Annotated in this window: 16 protein-coding genes; 9 read left to right on the plus strand and 7 right to left on the minus strand. The window is 62.2% G+C overall.

Annotated features, from left to right (window positions below):
- Positions 1-6: 6 nt before the first annotated feature.
- The 3 genes from A6764_RS04835 to A6764_RS04845 form a co-directional block, all read right to left on the minus strand.
- A complete protein-coding gene (locus A6764_RS04835) occupies positions 7-1539 on the minus strand; it encodes an aldehyde dehydrogenase family protein (RefSeq protein WP_264622430.1) in 1533 nt (510 codons plus the stop codon).
- Positions 1540-1545: 6 nt separating this feature from the next.
- Positions 1546-2178 carry a TetR/AcrR family transcriptional regulator gene (locus A6764_RS04840; RefSeq protein WP_065067195.1) on the minus strand — a complete coding sequence of 211 codons (633 nt, stop codon included), beginning with the start codon at positions 2176-2178 and terminating at the stop codon, positions 1546-1548.
- Positions 2179-2350: 172 nt separating this feature from the next.
- Positions 2351-3379 (minus strand): M23 family metallopeptidase, encoded by a 1029-nt coding sequence (locus tag A6764_RS04845; protein WP_035299535.1) that lies wholly within the window; start codon positions 3377-3379, stop codon positions 2351-2353.
- Between the two features lie 158 nt (positions 3380-3537).
- On the opposite strand from A6764_RS04845, the gene larC reads away from it, so the two are divergent.
- A complete protein-coding gene (gene larC / locus A6764_RS04850) occupies positions 3538-4602 on the plus strand; it encodes a nickel pincer cofactor biosynthesis protein LarC2 (RefSeq protein ID WP_255309692.1) in 1065 nt (354 codons plus the stop codon).
- Positions 4595-5146 (plus strand): DJ-1/PfpI family protein, encoded by a 552-nt coding sequence (locus tag A6764_RS04855; protein ID WP_029098370.1) that lies wholly within the window; start codon positions 4595-4597, stop codon positions 5144-5146. Before larC ends, A6764_RS04855 begins: the two co-directional genes overlap by 8 nt.
- A gap of 56 nt (positions 5147-5202) precedes the next feature.
- Here the strand turns inward: A6764_RS04855 and A6764_RS04860 are convergent, their stop codons facing one another.
- Entirely contained in the window at positions 5203-6045 is an 843-nt protein-coding gene (locus tag A6764_RS04860; RefSeq protein ID WP_065067194.1) for a nickel pincer cofactor biosynthesis protein LarC, read from the minus strand.
- A gap of 129 nt (positions 6046-6174) precedes the next feature.
- Between A6764_RS04860 and A6764_RS04865 the strand changes: the two genes are divergently transcribed.
- The 3 genes from A6764_RS04865 to lipA all read left to right on the plus strand — a co-directional run bounded on the left by A6764_RS04865 (position 6175) and on the right by lipA (position 10533).
- Complete coding sequence (locus tag A6764_RS04865) at positions 6175-7305, plus strand: metallophosphoesterase family protein (RefSeq protein ID WP_264622431.1); 1131 nt, start codon at positions 6175-6177, stop codon at positions 7303-7305.
- A complete protein-coding gene (locus A6764_RS04870; RefSeq protein ID WP_264622432.1) occupies positions 7302-9470 on the plus strand; it encodes an ATP-binding protein in 2169 nt (722 codons plus the stop codon). Before A6764_RS04865 ends, A6764_RS04870 begins: the two co-directional genes overlap by 4 nt.
- A 175-nt stretch (positions 9471-9645) precedes the next feature.
- Entirely contained in the window at positions 9646-10533 is an 888-nt protein-coding gene (gene lipA / locus A6764_RS04875; RefSeq protein ID WP_029098374.1) for a lipoyl synthase, read from the plus strand.
- Positions 10534-10581: 48 nt separating this feature from the next.
- Here lipA and A6764_RS04880 read toward each other — a convergent pair whose 3' ends face one another.
- The gene (locus A6764_RS04880) at positions 10582-11439 is read right to left on the minus strand and encodes a YhcN/YlaJ family sporulation lipoprotein (RefSeq protein ID WP_255309690.1); all 858 of its coding nucleotides are present in this window, start codon (positions 11437-11439) and stop codon (positions 10582-10584) included.
- 114 nt (positions 11440-11553) lie between these two features.
- Here A6764_RS04880 and A6764_RS04885 point away from each other — a divergent pair, with 114 nt between their 5' ends.
- Positions 11554-12174 (plus strand): YutD family protein, encoded by a 621-nt coding sequence (locus tag A6764_RS04885; protein ID WP_083989816.1) that lies wholly within the window; start codon positions 11554-11556, stop codon positions 12172-12174.
- 859 nt (positions 12175-13033) lie between these two features.
- Here A6764_RS04885 and A6764_RS04890 read toward each other — a convergent pair.
- Positions 13034-13306: a DUF3055 domain-containing protein gene (locus A6764_RS04890; protein ID WP_029098379.1), complete on the minus strand. Its 273-nt coding sequence runs from the start codon at positions 13304-13306 to the stop codon at positions 13034-13036.
- Between the two features lie 11 nt (positions 13307-13317).
- Entirely contained in the window at positions 13318-14292 is a 975-nt protein-coding gene (glpX, locus tag A6764_RS04895; RefSeq protein ID WP_035299547.1) for a class II fructose-bisphosphatase, read from the minus strand.
- A gap of 121 nt (positions 14293-14413) precedes the next feature.
- On the opposite strand from glpX, the gene A6764_RS04900 reads away from it, so the two are divergent.
- The 3 genes from A6764_RS04900 (at position 14414) to A6764_RS04910 (ending at position 15704) form a co-directional block, all read left to right on the plus strand.
- Positions 14414-14521: an amino acid ABC transporter permease gene (locus A6764_RS04900; protein ID WP_065067190.1), complete on the plus strand. Its 108-nt coding sequence runs from the start codon at positions 14414-14416 to the stop codon at positions 14519-14521.
- A gap of 16 nt (positions 14522-14537) precedes the next feature.
- Complete coding sequence (gene hepT / locus A6764_RS04905; protein ID WP_044900425.1) at positions 14538-14972, plus strand: type VII toxin-antitoxin system HepT family RNase toxin; 435 nt, start codon at positions 14538-14540, stop codon at positions 14970-14972.
- A gap of 93 nt (positions 14973-15065) precedes the next feature.
- A complete protein-coding gene (locus A6764_RS04910) occupies positions 15066-15704 on the plus strand; it encodes a helix-turn-helix transcriptional regulator (protein WP_044900442.1) in 639 nt (212 codons plus the stop codon).
- The last annotated feature ends 64 nt before the right edge of the window (positions 15705-15768 follow it).

The following is a 15768-nucleotide window of genomic DNA, read 5'->3' on the forward strand; positions in this document are numbered from 1 at the left end:
CGGCCGCTATTCCCGCAGACGCTTCCACTCCCGCCAGGCCGCACGCAGGGCCTGGCGGTTCCATTTCCGTTCCCTGCCGAACAGGGCCTTGATCAGCCCGACAAACATCGTCTCCTGCTCCTCGGTGTAGGGATACCAGTTGACCTCCCGTTTTCGCCTGCCGGGATCGTGCATGACGGAGACGGCGTGCGTAAACGCCCGCAAGCCTTCCGGACCGCGGTAGCGCCCGATGCCGCTCTGTTTTACGCCGCCGAACGGCAGATGGGGGTTGGCGTAGCTGACCAGGCAGTCGTTGATGCAGACATTGCCGGTTTCCAACTGCAGCGCGACTCGTCTGGCCTTTGTCTCGTCCTGCGACCAGACAGAAGCGTTCAGCCCGTACGGCGAGTCGTTTGCCAGGCGGATCGCTTCTTCCTCGGAGGAAAAGGGCATGATCGGCAGGACGGGGCCAAACGTCTCCTCGCGCATGATTTTCATCGCGTGCGTCACGCCCGTCAGGACGGTCGGGGGCAGAAACATCCCGTCTTCTTCAAAGCGGCCGCCGATCTCCACCACGGCTCCCTTGGCGATGGCGTCGGCCACGTGGTCACGAACGATCTCGACCTGTCGGGGAAAGGTCATTGACCCGATGTCCGCCTGACGGGGAAAGCCTTGGCGCAGCGCCGCCGTCTTCGCCTTGACCAGCTCCACAAACTGCGGGTACACGCTTTGCTCGACGTAGAGACGCTCGACGGACATGCAGACCTGTCCCGCGTTGGTGAACGCGCCCCAGACGGCGGCATTGGCGGCCCGCTCCAAATGGGCGTCGGCAAAGACGATCATCGGGTCCTTGCCGCCCAGCTCCAGTTCCACCGGGATCAGGTGTTCCGCCGCCTGCTTCATGATGGCGCGGCCCGTCGCCGCCGAGCCGGTGAAAAAGATCTTGTCCGGCTTGGCAGCCACCAGCGCCTGCCCCACCTCCCTGCCGCCGTGAAGCACCTGGATGACCCCCTCGGGGAAGCCGACGGCCCGAAACAGTTCGTCCATGACCAGGCCGGTGTACGGCGTGACTTCCGACGGCTTCAGCAGGACCGTGTTGCCGGCCGCCAGCGCGGAAAGGGCGGGAATGACGGAAAGCTGGAACGGGTAATTCCACGGCGAAATGACCGCGACCACGCCCAGCGGTTTGTAGTGGATGGACGACCGTTTCGGCCACAGCACCAGCGGCGTGGGCACCCGTCTGGGGGACAGCATCCGCTTTGCGTTCTTCTCGTAGAAGCGGATCGTGTCCGCGGTGACGAAGATTTCCGTCATGAGCGCTTCCAGCGTGAGTTTGCCGGTGTCGGCGCTGATTTTCTCCGCCAGCGCTTCCGCCTGCTCCACCAGGTAATGGCGCAGCCGGGTCAGGTAGTGGAGCCGTTCCGGAAGCGGCGTGGCGGACCAACCGCCAAACGACTGCCTGGCTCGCTCCATTGCCAGGCGTACCTCCTCCGGCGTCGCCTCCGCCAGTTCGCCGAGGATGGCGCCGGTGGCCGGATTTTGCATCGTGAGAACGCCCATGGTGGATCACCTCTCCGTTTGGGATGATGGGGACAATAACAGCGCAAGCATGCGGGGGAGCGCCTGCTCCAGCCGATTCACCGTCTGCTCGGGATCGTCCGCCTCGTCGAGAAGCGCTTGAAAAAACAGGCCGTCGATCAGGGAGTAGAGCAGCGGGACGGCCTCATCCGCTTCCGTCAGGGGAGAAAACCCCGCTTCCCTGCGCAATCTGTCCAGCATCTCGCCGATCAGCTCGAAGAGGCGGGCGCGTATCTCCCGCACGCCGTCGCGAAATGCGGGCAGGTACATGGCCTGCACCTGAAAGTCGTACCACAGGCGGTGCACCGCCTGATCCTCGACCAACGCCCGGCGCAGCACCGCGAGCAGCCGGTCCATCCACCCTTCCAGGGGGGCGCTCAGGAGTTCCTGCTCCAGCTCCCGCAGAAACCGCTCCTTGTACCCCGAGATGACGGCAAGCAGCAGGTCTTCCTTGCCGGCAAAATAATAGTGCAGGATGCCCAGCGAGACGCCGGACTCCCGGGCGATGTCACGCAGCGAGACGCGGGCGTACCCTTTTTCGGCGAGGCAGCGGGTCGCCTGTTCGATCAGGTAGGCCCGTTTGGCGTCCGCTTTTGTTTGTGAACGGGCGGAACGGGTCACGGTTTTACACACCACCATTTTTTGGACAAATGTCCAGTTTTTCTGTTTTCATTGTATGTAGGGTGGGTGTTTCTGTCAAACGCGCCACATGTGTCAAACGAACCAACGGCCGTTTTCCCGTCGAGGAACGATGCCGTTCGGTTGGGGCGGACGCAAAAAAAGAAGCGGCTTTTCACCGCTTCTTTTTGCTGTACATCTGCCGTTCCCAGCGCTTCAGATAGGGATACGGGTCAAATGCCCATTCGCTGTAGCCCCTGTCCCGGTACATGCCGTAGTGCAGGTGGGGGGGAAACTTGCCGGATGTCCCCGGTTTGCCGTAGCCGGAACTGCCGACGTAGCCCAGCACTTCCCCCGGTTCGACGATGTCTCCCGGCTTCAGCCCCTTTCGGAAAGAGGAGAGGTGGGCAAAGTAGTGGTAGACGTTGCCCATGTCCCGCATCCCGATGCGCCACCCTCCGTACCGGTTCCAGCCGACCACTTCGATCACGCCGTACCCTGTGCTGAGCACGGGCGTCCCGTATCCGGCAAAGATGTCCGTCCCTTCGTGGATGCGCCGCCCGCCCCAGCCGCGCGGGTCGCCCCACGTGCTGTGGTAGCTGTAGTTGTACCGCTTGGGGATGGGGAAGTGGTGGCCGTCCAGATCCAGCCGCTTGTACTTGTCGTAAACGGCGGCAAACTGGGTGATGGTCTTGACCGCCCAATCCCACTTGTAGTAGGCCCACAAGCCGATGCGCCAGTCGTCATGCTGGAAGCCGTACGAGGCGAGGAAGCGGATCATCGCCGCAAGCACGTCCATGTCGTTGGTGCGGTCCGCTTTTCCGTCTCCGTCCCCGTCTGCCCCGATTCCGCCAAAAAAGCGGATGGAAACCGGATCCGTGTCGTCGTCCTCGGGATTGAGTTCTCCGCACCACAGGGCGGGGGGAATGTCGATCGCGGTCAAGCGCTCCGGCTCCTTCTGAGGGGGCTCCTGTTTGGACCGCTTTTGCATGGTTCGCTCGTATTGATCAATGGCCGCCACATACGGCCAGGGGATACCGTAGACCAGTTCCATCCGCTGGAACAGCTCCAGCCGCTCCTTGAGGACGGGATCGGCCTGAGTGCCGGACGAGACGGACGAAGCAGCCGTTACAGCGGAAGACAGCGGACAGGCGGCAACTGCCAAACACAAGCTGATCTGAACGATTAGGCGGAAAACAAACATTCCGTCTCCCTCCAGCCAGGTAGTTTCTCGTTGTAGTTTCTGCCAGCTTCCCCGCTTTATCCGCATTACTTTTTGCCAAATGGCAGACGGAATGGCAGGCGCCGGAAGAAGAATTGGTGTATGATGCAAGAAAAGGAACCGTGCCGGAGGGATGGGTGATGATGAGATTGGTCATACGCAGCGAACGGCCGCTGTTTTTGCGCGAACTGGCCGAACCGCTGAGGCGCCTGCTGCCCGCCGGGGAAACGGACTGTTTCTCCGCGAACGAACGGGTCGCGGACATCCTGAATCGCGCTGCGGCGTACCGGCCGTTTTGCCGGGAGGACGACTGGGCGGCGGAAGTGGCGGCGCTGCGGACGCTGATGACGCTTCTTCCGGAAAACGGCCGGCGTGTCGCGCTTGGGGTACAGTGCCTGCCCGTCCCCGCCGGTCTGCCCGTTCCCCTGCTCACGCTGCTCGAGGGCTGGATGATCCGTGAAGAGGACTGGCCCTGGGCGCTGTTCTCCCCGCTTGCCATGCTGTGGCTGCAGGCCGTGGGCGCCCGGCCGCTCGCCCGGCTTGAAGGCCGGCTTGCGCGGGTGGAGCACGGGGAAGGGGTGGCGGTGATCCGGCTGGAGAGCGAAGCGCGGGGTGACGGGACCGACGTGCCCGTCGTCAAGGAACGGCGGCAGCACGAAGAGGAGCACATTGACGAAGGAATGTACCTGCTCCAGGCCAATCTGGACGACAGCAGTCCCGAGTGGCTGGCCCATGTGCTGGACAGGCTGTTGGCGGCGGGAGCCAACGACGTCCACTTTCTGCCCGCGACGATGAAAAAGAGCCGTCCCGGTGTGCTGCTGCAGGCATTGTGCTACGGCAGCCGGCTGGACGAACTGAAATCCATCCTGTTTCGGGAGACGACCACCTTTGGCGTTCGGTATTTTCCCGTTTCCTGCCACAGGCTGGCCCGCCGCGTCGTCACCGCGACTACCCCGTGGGGAGACGTGCCGGTCAAGCTGGGCTACCACCGGGGAGAGCGGGTGCAGGCGGCGCCGGAATACGATGTCTGCGCCCGTTTGGCGAAGCAGGCCGGGGTGCCGTTGAAGCAGGTGTACCAGCAGGCGCTGCTGCTGGCGGAATCCGCGAAGGCGCAAACCAGGCAGGAGGAAGAAGGCGGCGTGGAGAAATGGAAAAGAGAGGAAGAGATTCCTCAGAAAGACGCAGGGAGGCTGTGCGATGAGTAAAAAGGTGTTGATTGTCACCGGTGACGCGGTAGAGGCACTGGAAGTCTTTTATCCGTACTACCGCTGCCTGGAAGAGGGATTCGAAGCGGTGATCGCTTCCCCCGCCAAAAAGACGCTGCACACGGTATGTCACGATTTTGAAGCCCACAGCGAGACGTACACAGAAAAGCCCGCCTACCAGTTGTCTTCCCACGTCGCGTTTGCCGACGTCAAGGCGGAAGAGTACGACGGCCTGATCATTCCCGGGGGACGGGCACCGGAGTACATCAGGCTGAACGAACACCTGAAGCCGATCCTCGCCCACTTCTTTGAAACGAACAAGCCGATCGCGGTGATCTGCCACGGCTCGCAAGTCCTGGCCCTGGTCAAGGAACACCTGCGCGGCCGGGAAATGACCGCCTACCAGGCATGCCGTCCCGATGTGGAGGCGTGCGGCGCCGTTTACAAAACCGACACGCTGCACGTGCACGGCAATCTGGTGTCGGCTCACGCCTGGCCGGATCTGCCGGGATTCATGCGCGAGTTTATTCGCCTGCTCCGCTAGCGAAAAAACGACAGCCTTGTCCGCCGGAAAAGCGGGCAAGGCTGTTTTTTTGCTCATCAGGGACGGCCGATCAGCACGCGCAGGACGTTGGGCTGGTCGGGCAGATCGCGCGTGCCGGCCCCGTAGCCGATCGCTTCCACGCTCATCGCCGGCAGCGGCCCAAACTCGCGAACCAGGGCCGCCGCGACGCCCGCCCCCGTGGGCGTGGTCAGCTCCTTTTGGATGTCGGTGCGGCGCAGGGGAATGCCTTTGAGCATCTCCATCGTCGCCGGAGCGGGGACCGGATAGAGCCCGTGGTCGCAGCGGACATAGCCGTTTCCGGTGGGGACGGGACCGGCGTACAACTGGTCGATCTCCAGTTCTTCCAGGGCCAGGGCGATCCCGACAACGTCCACGATCGAGTCCAGCGCCCCCACTTCGTGAAAGTGGACCGTTTCCACCGGGATGTTGTGGATTTTTGCCTCGGCGACCGCGATTTTTTCAAACACGGCTTGAGCCCGGGCCGCAACTCGCGGAGCCAGTTCGGCCGCATCGATCATCTCGGCGATCTCCTTGTAGCGGCGGTGGTGATGGCCGTGTTCGTGGTGATGGCCGTGGTCGTGATGATGATGCCCGTGGTCATGCTCATGTCCGTGGTCGCCATGCCCGTGATGGCGGCCGGCCAGAACGGGCAGCTTCTTGAGCTCGCGGGCGCGTTCCTGCTCCTCGTCGACGACGTCCAGTTTTAGTGCGCTGACGCCTTTTTTGACGACGGTTTTCCACTCCAGTCGAAACGGCCCCAGCGGCAGTTTGCGCAGTTCCTGTTCGATCCGGCCGCGGTCCGCCCCCGCGTCCACCAGCGCGGCCAGCAGCATGTCGCCGCTGATCCCGGAAAAACAGTCCAGATACGCTATGCGCATCGCAATCGCTCCTTTTCAATCGGTTGTTTTTTCCTGTATCATGAAAGGGAAAATATGTTCGCGTGACGATTCATCCGTTGACCAAAGTGTATCACGGCAGCGGGGCGCTGTCATGTCGGGGAGGTTCACATGCTGAGGTTTATCCATACTGCGGACGTCCATTTGGATGCGCCGCTTCAGACGCTGTCCGCCCTGTACGAGCTCAGGCAGGACGACTTTCGCCGGACGATGCGGACCATCCGCGACCTGGTGCTGGCCAGGCAGGCCGATTTCTGGCTGATCGCCGGAGACCTGCTGGAATACCACGGAGGGAGGCGCTCCACCGCACTCTTTTTGCGCGATTTGTTTGCCAGCGTGGCACCGGTGCCGGTCTGCATCGCGCCAGGCAACCACGATCCGTGGCATCCCGACTCCTATTACCAGACGCTGGAGTGGCCGGGCAATGTCTTCTGGTTTACGCCGGAATGGGGGGCGTACGAATTCCCGGACAAATCCTGCGTCGTCTACGGATGGGGCTTTCCCCAGCCGCACGTGTACGAATCACCGCTGCCTGCCTTTCCCGGCCGGCTGCACGGGTACCGTCACCATTTGATGGTGCTGCACGGCAGCGTGGTCAACGGCGGGGCGGACGGGCATCATCCGTACGCGCCGGTGACGCTGGAAGAACTGGCTGCGGCGGGCATGGACTACATCGCGCTGGGCCATATCCACAAGCCGGCCGTGTTTCTCCACCCGATCAGCCAGACGCCGTTTGCCGCCTATCCCGGTTCGCCGGAAGGGCTTTCCGCCAAAGAAGCGGGGGAGCGTTTTGTCATTTTGGGTGAGCTGGACGGAGACGGACGCCTCCGGCTGGAGCACGTGCCGGTGCAAAGCCGCATCATCTCCAGGCGGGAGGTGGACGTGGCGGGGGCGGAGACGACGGAACAGCTCGTCAATGTGCTGGAGCGGGAGCTGGCCGACGAGGGGGACGGCCGCCTGCTGTACCTGACGCTGACGGGGGAGCGGCCCGTCCACTTCACGCCGCCGGTGGAGGTGCTGGAGCAGCGGTTGTCCCGCTTCTTTTTCGTGCAGTGCACGGACCGCACCTGGCCCGATCTGGACGCGGAACACCTGCAAGCCCAGTCCGGCGTCTGGGGCAGGTGGCTGTCCAAGCTGGCAGAAGCGGAAGCGGAGGCGGAAGGGGCCGACGAATGGCGCCGTAACGTCGTCCGGATGGCCCGCCGGGAAGCGCTGGCGCGAATCGGGGGGATCATGCGGTGAGAATCGACGAACTGCAGCTCCGGGGATTCGGCAAATGGCGTGAGGCGGTATTCCGCTTCGCCCCGGGCATCAACCTGTTTTGCGCCCCCAACGAAGCGGGCAAATCCACCCTGCTGCAGGGGCTGTTTGCCGCGCTGTACGGGATGAAAAAAGACTACGTCCGGACGGCCCGCTACCTGCCGGAATACGAGAAGTACCTGCCCTGGGACGGCGGGGCGTACGAAACCATTGTCCAGTACGAAGTGGCAGGCAAATCCTACCGGCTGCACCGCTGGCTGGAAAAGGAGCGGGAGCAGGCGCGGCTGTTTCTCAATCCGGACTGGTCGGAGGTAACCGGCCTGTACCAGGAAGACCGGCGAAAGGAGCGCAATTTTCTCGAGCTGCATCTCGGATTGACGCGCAGCCTGTTTACCGATGTCACCTGGATCAGGCGGGAGCCGATGGCGGCGGCGGAGCACCTGCTGCCCTCGCTGGGCACGGACGAAGCCGACCCGGCTGTCAACCGGGTCCTGGCGGAGCTGGAGCGGGAACTGGCGGCCATCGGGAAAAAGGAGCGGGCGGAAAATACGCTGCTGGGAAAAGCAGGCGCCCGCGTCGCAGAAAAAGAGCGTGCCCTGGCCGAAGCGGAAGCGGGGTGGGCTGCTGCGAGCAGGCTGGCCCGGCACATCGCGGATTGGGAAGCGGAGCGAAAGGAACGGGAGCGGGCGCGGGAGAAGCTGCGGCAGCGCCTGCAGAGGATGGAACAGGAAGAAGCGGAGTGGCAGGCGCGCTGGCGGCATAGCCACGTTCCTCCTTCCCCTGAACAGTGGGAGGAGTGGGAGCGGAATGCCGTCACGGCGGAAGAGCGCCGCCTGCACCGGGAGACGCGGGAGCGGCTGGCTGCGCTGGCCGCCCGGTCTGTCCCCGATGCCGATACGGAGCCGGGAGCGGAACGGGAACGGCTGGAAGCGGCCTACCAGCGGGCCGTGGAGCTGCGCAAGGCGTGGGAAGCGTGCCGGGAACAGGTGAACCGCCTGGCCGCATCCGCCATCGCCGGAACGGAGCGGCCGCGGCAGGGACGAAAAGCCGCCGGGGGGCTTTCCGCACACCGGCTGTTGTGGGCGGGCAGCGGTCTGCTGATGGCGCTGGCGGCGGGCGCCTTTGCGGCAGGGAGAGGCGCGTTTGGCTGGATCGCCAGCGTACTGGCTGTCTTCTTGGCTGCGGTGGGCGCGTGGAGCCGCAGACGCGCACGCGGAAACCAGCGCGTGCCGGCCGTCATCGAGGAGTGGCGGCGCCTGCAGCAGGAGGCGGACCGCCTGGAAGCGGAGCTTTGCGACATCTATCGGGAATGGAACGCGGCTGATTGGGACGCGTTCCTCCTGCTCCGGGAAGAACAGATGAACCGCAGCCGGCAGCGGGAAGCGGACAGGCAGGCGGCGGAGTGGAAGCGGCGCGAGGAGGAAGCGCGGCTGCTTGCCCGCTGGGGGGATGCGCTGCGCTCCTTGCTGGAAGCGGAAAAAGCGGAACGTGACAGGGAACGGGACGGTCTCGTGCAGTCGCTGAGGGAGACGGAAGAGCGGCTGCAGGAGCTGCGGGAGCAGATCGCCCGGGCATCGGGCGAGATGGGGAGCCATGACGCGGTATCGGTTGCGCGGGCACGCAGCGAGTACGAGGACGCCGCGGCCGTCCTGCGCAGCCTGCAGATGCGGAGGGAAGCGCTGCAGCTCGCCCGCGACACGCTGCAGGAGGCTTTGGCGGAATGGAATCGGGACGTCTCTCCTGTCCTGAACGGACTGGCTTCCGATGTGATGGCGCGAATCACGGGCGGCAGGTACCGGGACGTGCGGCTGGACCCGCGCGAACGGTTTGCGGTCCGGCTGCTGGAACCCGACCGGCATCTGGTCGTGGAGCAGGAACAGTGCTCCCTGGGCACGCAGGATCAGCTCCACTTTGCGCAGCGGGTGGCGCTGCTGCGCCTCGTCAGCCGGCAGACGGAGCCGCTGCCGCTGTTTCTCGACGACCATTTCGCCCATTACGATCAGGAGCGGCTGAAGCGGACGCTGACCTTTGTGGCGGAACTGAGCGAAGAGCATCAGGTGTTCCTGTTCACCTGCCAGGAGCGGGAGCTGACGCTGTTGGAGCCGTACCTGCGGGGATCGGACCGGCACATGGTGCACCGGCTGTAAAGCGGCCGAAAGGGACAGGGGCGGCGGGCCTCACCCGGTTCATGCATCTGGCTTCACCGGTCCGGGCGTCTGGCGGGGCGGGCGTCCGTACACCCGAAACGGGAGCGGATATTGCTCCCCCCAAAGGCGTTCCTCTATAATGGAGGATGACCAAGTCCAATGAGGAGTGAGCCCAATGACGCAACGCAAACCGGAGTGGCTCAAGATCAACCTTGTATCAGGAAAAGAACTGGCCAACTTCAAGGAACTGAAGCAGACCATGCGCAGCAAGACGCTGCATACCGTATGCGAGGAAGCAAAGTGTCCCAACATTCATGAATGCTGGGCCAACCGTACGGCCACCTTCATGATTTTGGGTGATATATGTACCCGGGCCTGTCGGTTTTGCGCGGTGAAGACCGGCCTGCCGACGGAGCTGGACCTGGCCGAGCCGGAACGCGTGGCGGAAGCGGCGGAGCAAATGGGGCTGAAACACGTCGTCGTCACCTCGGTCGCCCGCGACGATCTGGCGGACGGCGGGGCGATGATCTTCGCGGAGACGATCAAGGCGATTCGCCGCCGCCTGCCGCTCGCCTCCGTGGAGGTGCTGATCCCCGACTTCATGGGCAACTGGGATGCACTCAAAGTCGTCATGGATGCCCGGCCTGACGTGCTGAACCACAACATCGAAGCGGTGCGCCGCCTCTCCGACCGCGTGCGGGCGCGCGCCAAGTACGACCGGACGCTGGCGCTTTTGAAAAAGTCCAAGGAACTGCAGCCGGACATCCCGACCAAGTCCAGCCTGATGATCGGGGTAGGCGAGACGTTCGAGGAGATTCTGGAAACCATGGACGATCTGCGCGCGGTCGACGTCAACATCATGACCATCGGCCAGTACCTGCAGCCGACCAAAAAGCACCTGCCCGTGGAAAAGTACTACCATCCCGACGAGTTTGCCCGCCTCAAGGAAGAGGGCATGAAGCGCGGGTTCAGCCACGTGGAGGCGGGACCGCTGGTGCGCAGCTCGTACCACGCCCACGAACAGGCCAACGCCGCCAAGGAAACGATCGCCCAGGCAAAATAACCAAGGAAAAACGCAAACCCCTATGTCAGACATAGGGGTTTGTTGCCGTTAGCGGGTGGTTGTGGTCATCCTGGAGCCTTTGGTCCTCATTTCTTCGCCGTCCACCATGCCGCCCATCCGCTTGATCAGGGCATCCACGCTGCGTTCTTCGTCGGCGCGCCCCATCGAGACATTGCTCGCGCGGCTCGCGATCCGGGAGATTTCGGCGATGTCGTTCGCGTTGTCGGTCACATACACCTTGTAGTAGCGCGGCGCAATCGACTGGGCGCCCATGCGCGCCTGTTCCTTGGCCGTGCGGGCGTTGTCGCCCAGCGTGTTGAGGCCGACGAAAATCTCCTCGTCCGTGACGAGAACAGTGGAGCGGTCCACGCCCGGACAGGTAGCGGTCACGTTGCCCACGGCGCGGGCCAGCGCTTCCCGGTCGACAAAGACATTGTTCCCTCCAGCCGTACGGACGTGCTTCCGGTCGATTTGGGCATAGCCCAATCGCGGCATCGTCGTCGCCATCACGCCCGCGCCGTTGCGGGCGCGATAGATGGACGGGGCGCCAATGCCGTCAAGCGGGCGCCGGCCGTCGTCCGTAAAGGCATTGTACGAACGGGCGCCGCTGGTGTACGCGTTGTAGTTGTGGTAGTCGGTGCCGTAGGGAGTGTTTCTCACGCCCAGATCGTAATTGCGCACACCCAAACCGTCAAAGGGACGCGTACCGAGGCCGTCGAAAGGACGCGCGCCGACACCGTCGTAGTTCCGCACGCCGACGCCGTCGAACTGCGTGCGGGGAGCGGCCTGGTGAACCGTCGTGCCTTGTTGGCGGTCATTCGGAGCGGCGTTTGGCGTACAAGCGGACGCGACCAAAGCTAGACCTGCGATTACGGGAAACAGCCATGTTTTTTTCAATGGTTCCACCCCCTACAGGTAGGGTGTCCCCCGAGGGGGGGCTGTTTTCGTGGGAATTTTATCTCCCCCTGCGAAAAATGTGATAAGATGGACGTAGTATGCAAGTGTAAGGAGGAAGCGGACTTGATTCGCACGCCAGCCGGTACTTACGAGGTCATGGAGGAAAATCGCGACGGGTGGAACCCGGAAGCGTTCAAGGAACGCTACAGCGACATTCTCGACAAGTACGATTACATCGTGGGGGATTGGGGATACGGCCAGCTTCGCCTGCGCGGGTTTTACGAGAACACCAACCGCAAAGTGCCGTTCGAGCAGCGAATCGCCGCGTTGGATGAATACCTGCACGAGTTTTGCAACTTCGGCTGTCCCTATTTCGTGCTGAAAAAGGTAAAACCGGCCTCGCCTGTCTCGGGTCAGCATGGGCAGGAAACGGATGCCGGAGACGAGGGGACGGACGCCGACCAGCGCAAGGAATCGGACAGGGACGAACAATCCCTGTATATCGAACGAAAGGAACGCCGCCGTTTCCACCCGCGCCACGGCAGACAGGAACGAACCGAGCGGAACGGCCCATCCGCAGAGCGCAGCGGCCGCCAGGAGCGGGGAGACAACAAGAGCAAGTTTGCCAAGGGGGAAAAAAGCGGACGCGACGGCGGAAAAGAACGCCGTCAGAATGCGCCGCGAACCAACCGCGAACGGGACAAGATCCCGGCCGGTCCCAACCAACCAAAACGGGAATCGTAAACCAGCCCACTGGCAGTTGACCTGAAAACAGCCCGAATCCGATGGATCGGGCTGTTGTTTTTTGTCGCGGTCCGCACATCAAAACAGGATCAGGAATATCCGGTAAAAGGCATACAGCGCTCCGCCCATGCCGACCAAAAGCAGGATCGCCAGCACGGGAGACACCCGCGTAAAAACGCGACAAGGCACCGTCCGCTGAGCGCGGATCGATGCCTTGGGTCTCCGACATGCCGTCACGCCGGCGGTACAACACGGCAGCCTCAATACGGATAAAACGGGTAGAATGGGTAGGGAGCGTAGGGAAACGGTGGATAGTAGGAATAATACGGGTAGAAACCGCCGAACGGGAAGACAAACGGAATGATGACATCAAACCGGGGATGCCTTCTCCGCCGCCGCCAAAACACCGGGGCGGCCAGATCTTCCCTGTGGTGTTGATGGCTACGCGACTCGTACGGAAAATCGCCTGATTGTTCGGAGGGATACGGTTGCATCGCGCGATGTGGCACTCCTCTCGTGTTGTCTGCTTTGTAGTTGCAGTATACGAGACATCTGCCCGGGTGGAGCGTTGTCCGCAGGGAAATGGGCGGGTGTACCGGAAATGAAAACGTTTCTGACCAGGGATATCCTTCCTTTACTTAACTACAAAAAAGTTTTTAACACGCCGAGCCCTCATCGTGCGGTGAAAAAGGGACGAGCCTTTATGTCAGGCCGTCCCTTGTTTGGCGTGAGAAAGGTTCGTTGAATCCCCGGTCGTCTCCGCCCGTATCCATGCAAGCAGCCTGCTTCTATCCGGCAGCAGGCGGGCGGATTCCCCCGTGTCGATTTGCCCAAGTGATGCACCGTGTACAGTCCCGGATCAGTAAATCACGGTATGCAAAAACGAGCGCAGTTCTTCCGCTTCCTTTTCGTTCAGGTTGAAGGCGTACTCCAGGTAGCCTTCCTCTTTCAGATCGTCGTCGCCGATGATGGCGGAGCGGCCGTTCTGGATGTTGATCACCAGTTTTTTGCCGTAAAAGCGGTTGGTGGTCGTTATCGCCAGATCAAAGCGCGTCGCTTCGCCCATAAAGCTGACGAACCGGGTCTTGGTCTCCTCGGTCTCGTCGTACAGGAAAAACAGGTCGTTGGCCATTTCCTTCCCCCTTACTTCCATACGAGATTGGGCTTGTGGGTGAGATTGTGCAGCGCGCGGATAAAACGGATGGTCTTGGTCTGGGCGCGCATCACGATGGAGTGGGTCTCCACCATGTCGTCGCCGAGGTAGCGGACGCCCTGCAGCAGTTCGCCGTCCGAGACGCCGGTGGCGGCGAAGATCGCGTCGTCTCCTTTGACGAGATCGTTCAGGGTCAGCAGCTGCTCCGGATCGGCCAGCCCCATCCGGATGCAGCGCTGCCGTTCCGCGTCGTTTTGCGGCCGGAGCCGGGCCTGCATGTCGCCGCCGAGGCATTTGATCGCCGCCGCGCTGATCACTCCTTCCGGCGCACCGCCTGTGCCGAGAAACAGGTCAATCCCCGTATGCGGCATGCAGGCGGCGATGGCCGCGCCCACGTCGCCGTCGCCAAACAGCTTGACGCGCGCCCCTTTGTCCCGAACTGCATCGATGATCGCCTGATGGCGCTCCCGTTCCTGGATGATCACGGTGACGTCCTGGATGCGCTTGTTGTTCGCTTCCGCCACCACTTCGATCATCTTTTCCACCGGGTCGTCCAGCCCGATCTTGCCGGCGGCCCGCCTGCCCACCGCCATTTTGCTCATGTACATGTCGGGGGCGTGCAGCAGCGTCCCCTTGTCGCCGATGGCCACCACCGACATGGCGTTGTTGTGTCCTTTGGCGACAATCGTGGTGCCTTCCAACGGATCGACGGCCACGTCCACCTCCGGACCGGTCGCGTCCGGATGGCCCAGCCTTTCGCCGATGTAGAGCATCGGCGCCTCGTCCAGCTCGCCCTCGCCGATCACGACCGTTCCGCGCATGTTGATCGTCTCAAACATGGCGCGCATGGCACTCGTCGCCGCTTCGTCGGCCTCGTTTTTCCTGCCTCGCCCCAACCAGTGGGAAGAGGCCAGCGCCGCCATTTCCGTTACACGCACCACTTCCAGTGCCAGTTCGCGTTCCACAGTTGCGTATCCTCCCCTTGTGCCGCCAAAAACTCACCCCTCATTGTAACACAAATGAGAGGGGGATTCGTGACAGTCCAGACAATTTTGGTATACTGATGGATGAAAAGAGGTGAAGGCGATGAACGATTCCTACCTGCGGCAAGGGGAATTGGTTCTTCTGGTGCTGGTGCTGACGTTTGCCATTACCGTATTCTACGCAAAATGGGCAGCGAAAAAGCGAAAATGATAAAGGAGATCTCTCGATGTACGACGTAAATACGAAAAAGATCGACGAAGTGTTGACTCACCTGTCCCGGATGCTCGACCTGCTGGACAAGCTGGCGGCCCGGGGAGCGGAGAACGTTCTTGCCGACGACGTGGCCGAGGCGGCGATGGAGAGGGCGCTGCATCTGTCCATCGAGGCGGTGATCGACGTGGGCAACGCGCTGATTGACGGCTTTATCATGCGCGATCCCGGCAGCTATTCCGACATCGTGGAAATTTTGCGGGACGAGCGGGTGATCAGCGACGAGCAGGCGCGGGTGCTGACAGACGTGGTGGAGTTCCGCCGTCATCTGGTCAACCAGTATACCCGTGTACCGGCGGCGGAGATGGTGGCGCTGGTGCAAAACAGCCTGCCGACGCTTCGCCAGTTCGAACCCGCTGTCCGCACGTATCTGCAAAACGAACTGTTTTGACGCGTGAATCGCGGATTTTTTATACAAAACGTTTTCTTTTGTTTACTAAAGAGGCCCGATTCGCTACAATAGAGAGAAAGGGCGGTGATTACGATGGCCAACGAAGGAACTTCCACCCGCGACCAGATCCTCAACATGCTCAAGGTAAAAGGCTCGCTGTCCGTCAGCGACATGGCCGTCGAGCTGGGGATCACGGAGATGGCCGTGCGGCGCCATCTGAATACGCTGGAGCGGGACAATCTGATCAAATCGACGCTGGTACGCCAGGCGATGGGACGCCCGACCAATGTCTACTCGCTGTCGGAGGAGGCAGATGAGCTGTTTCCGCGCAACTACTCTCATCTGACGCTCGACTTTTTGCGCGATTTGGAAGCCATGGACGGAACCGGGAAAGTGGAAATGCTGTTCCGCCGCCGGGAGAACCGGTTGGAAGAAGCATACCGCAAGCAGATACAGCAGGAGGCCCTGGAAGAGCGGGTCGCCAAGCTGGCCGAACTGCAAAACGAGAAGGGCTACATGGTGGAGTGGGAAAAGGACGAACAGAGCGGCTGCTACCGCATCCGCGAGTACAACTGTCCCATCTCCCAGGTGGCGCGCGAATTCAACCAGGCGTGCAACTGCGAGCTCTCCCTGTTCCGCCGCGTGCTGAAAGCCGACGTGGTACAGACCTCCTGCATGGCCAAGGGCGGAGACAAATGCGTGTTTGAAATCAAGGAAGCGCGGCAGGCCTAAACGAATGACAACGTGCGTAAATCCACTCGTCGCCGGGTGGATTTTGTTGTGAACGGGGAAAGGA

This window comes from Brevibacillus sp. WF146, assembly GCF_001673705.2.
Taxonomy (GTDB): domain Bacteria; phylum Bacillota; class Bacilli; order Brevibacillales; family Brevibacillaceae; genus Brevibacillus; species Brevibacillus thermoruber.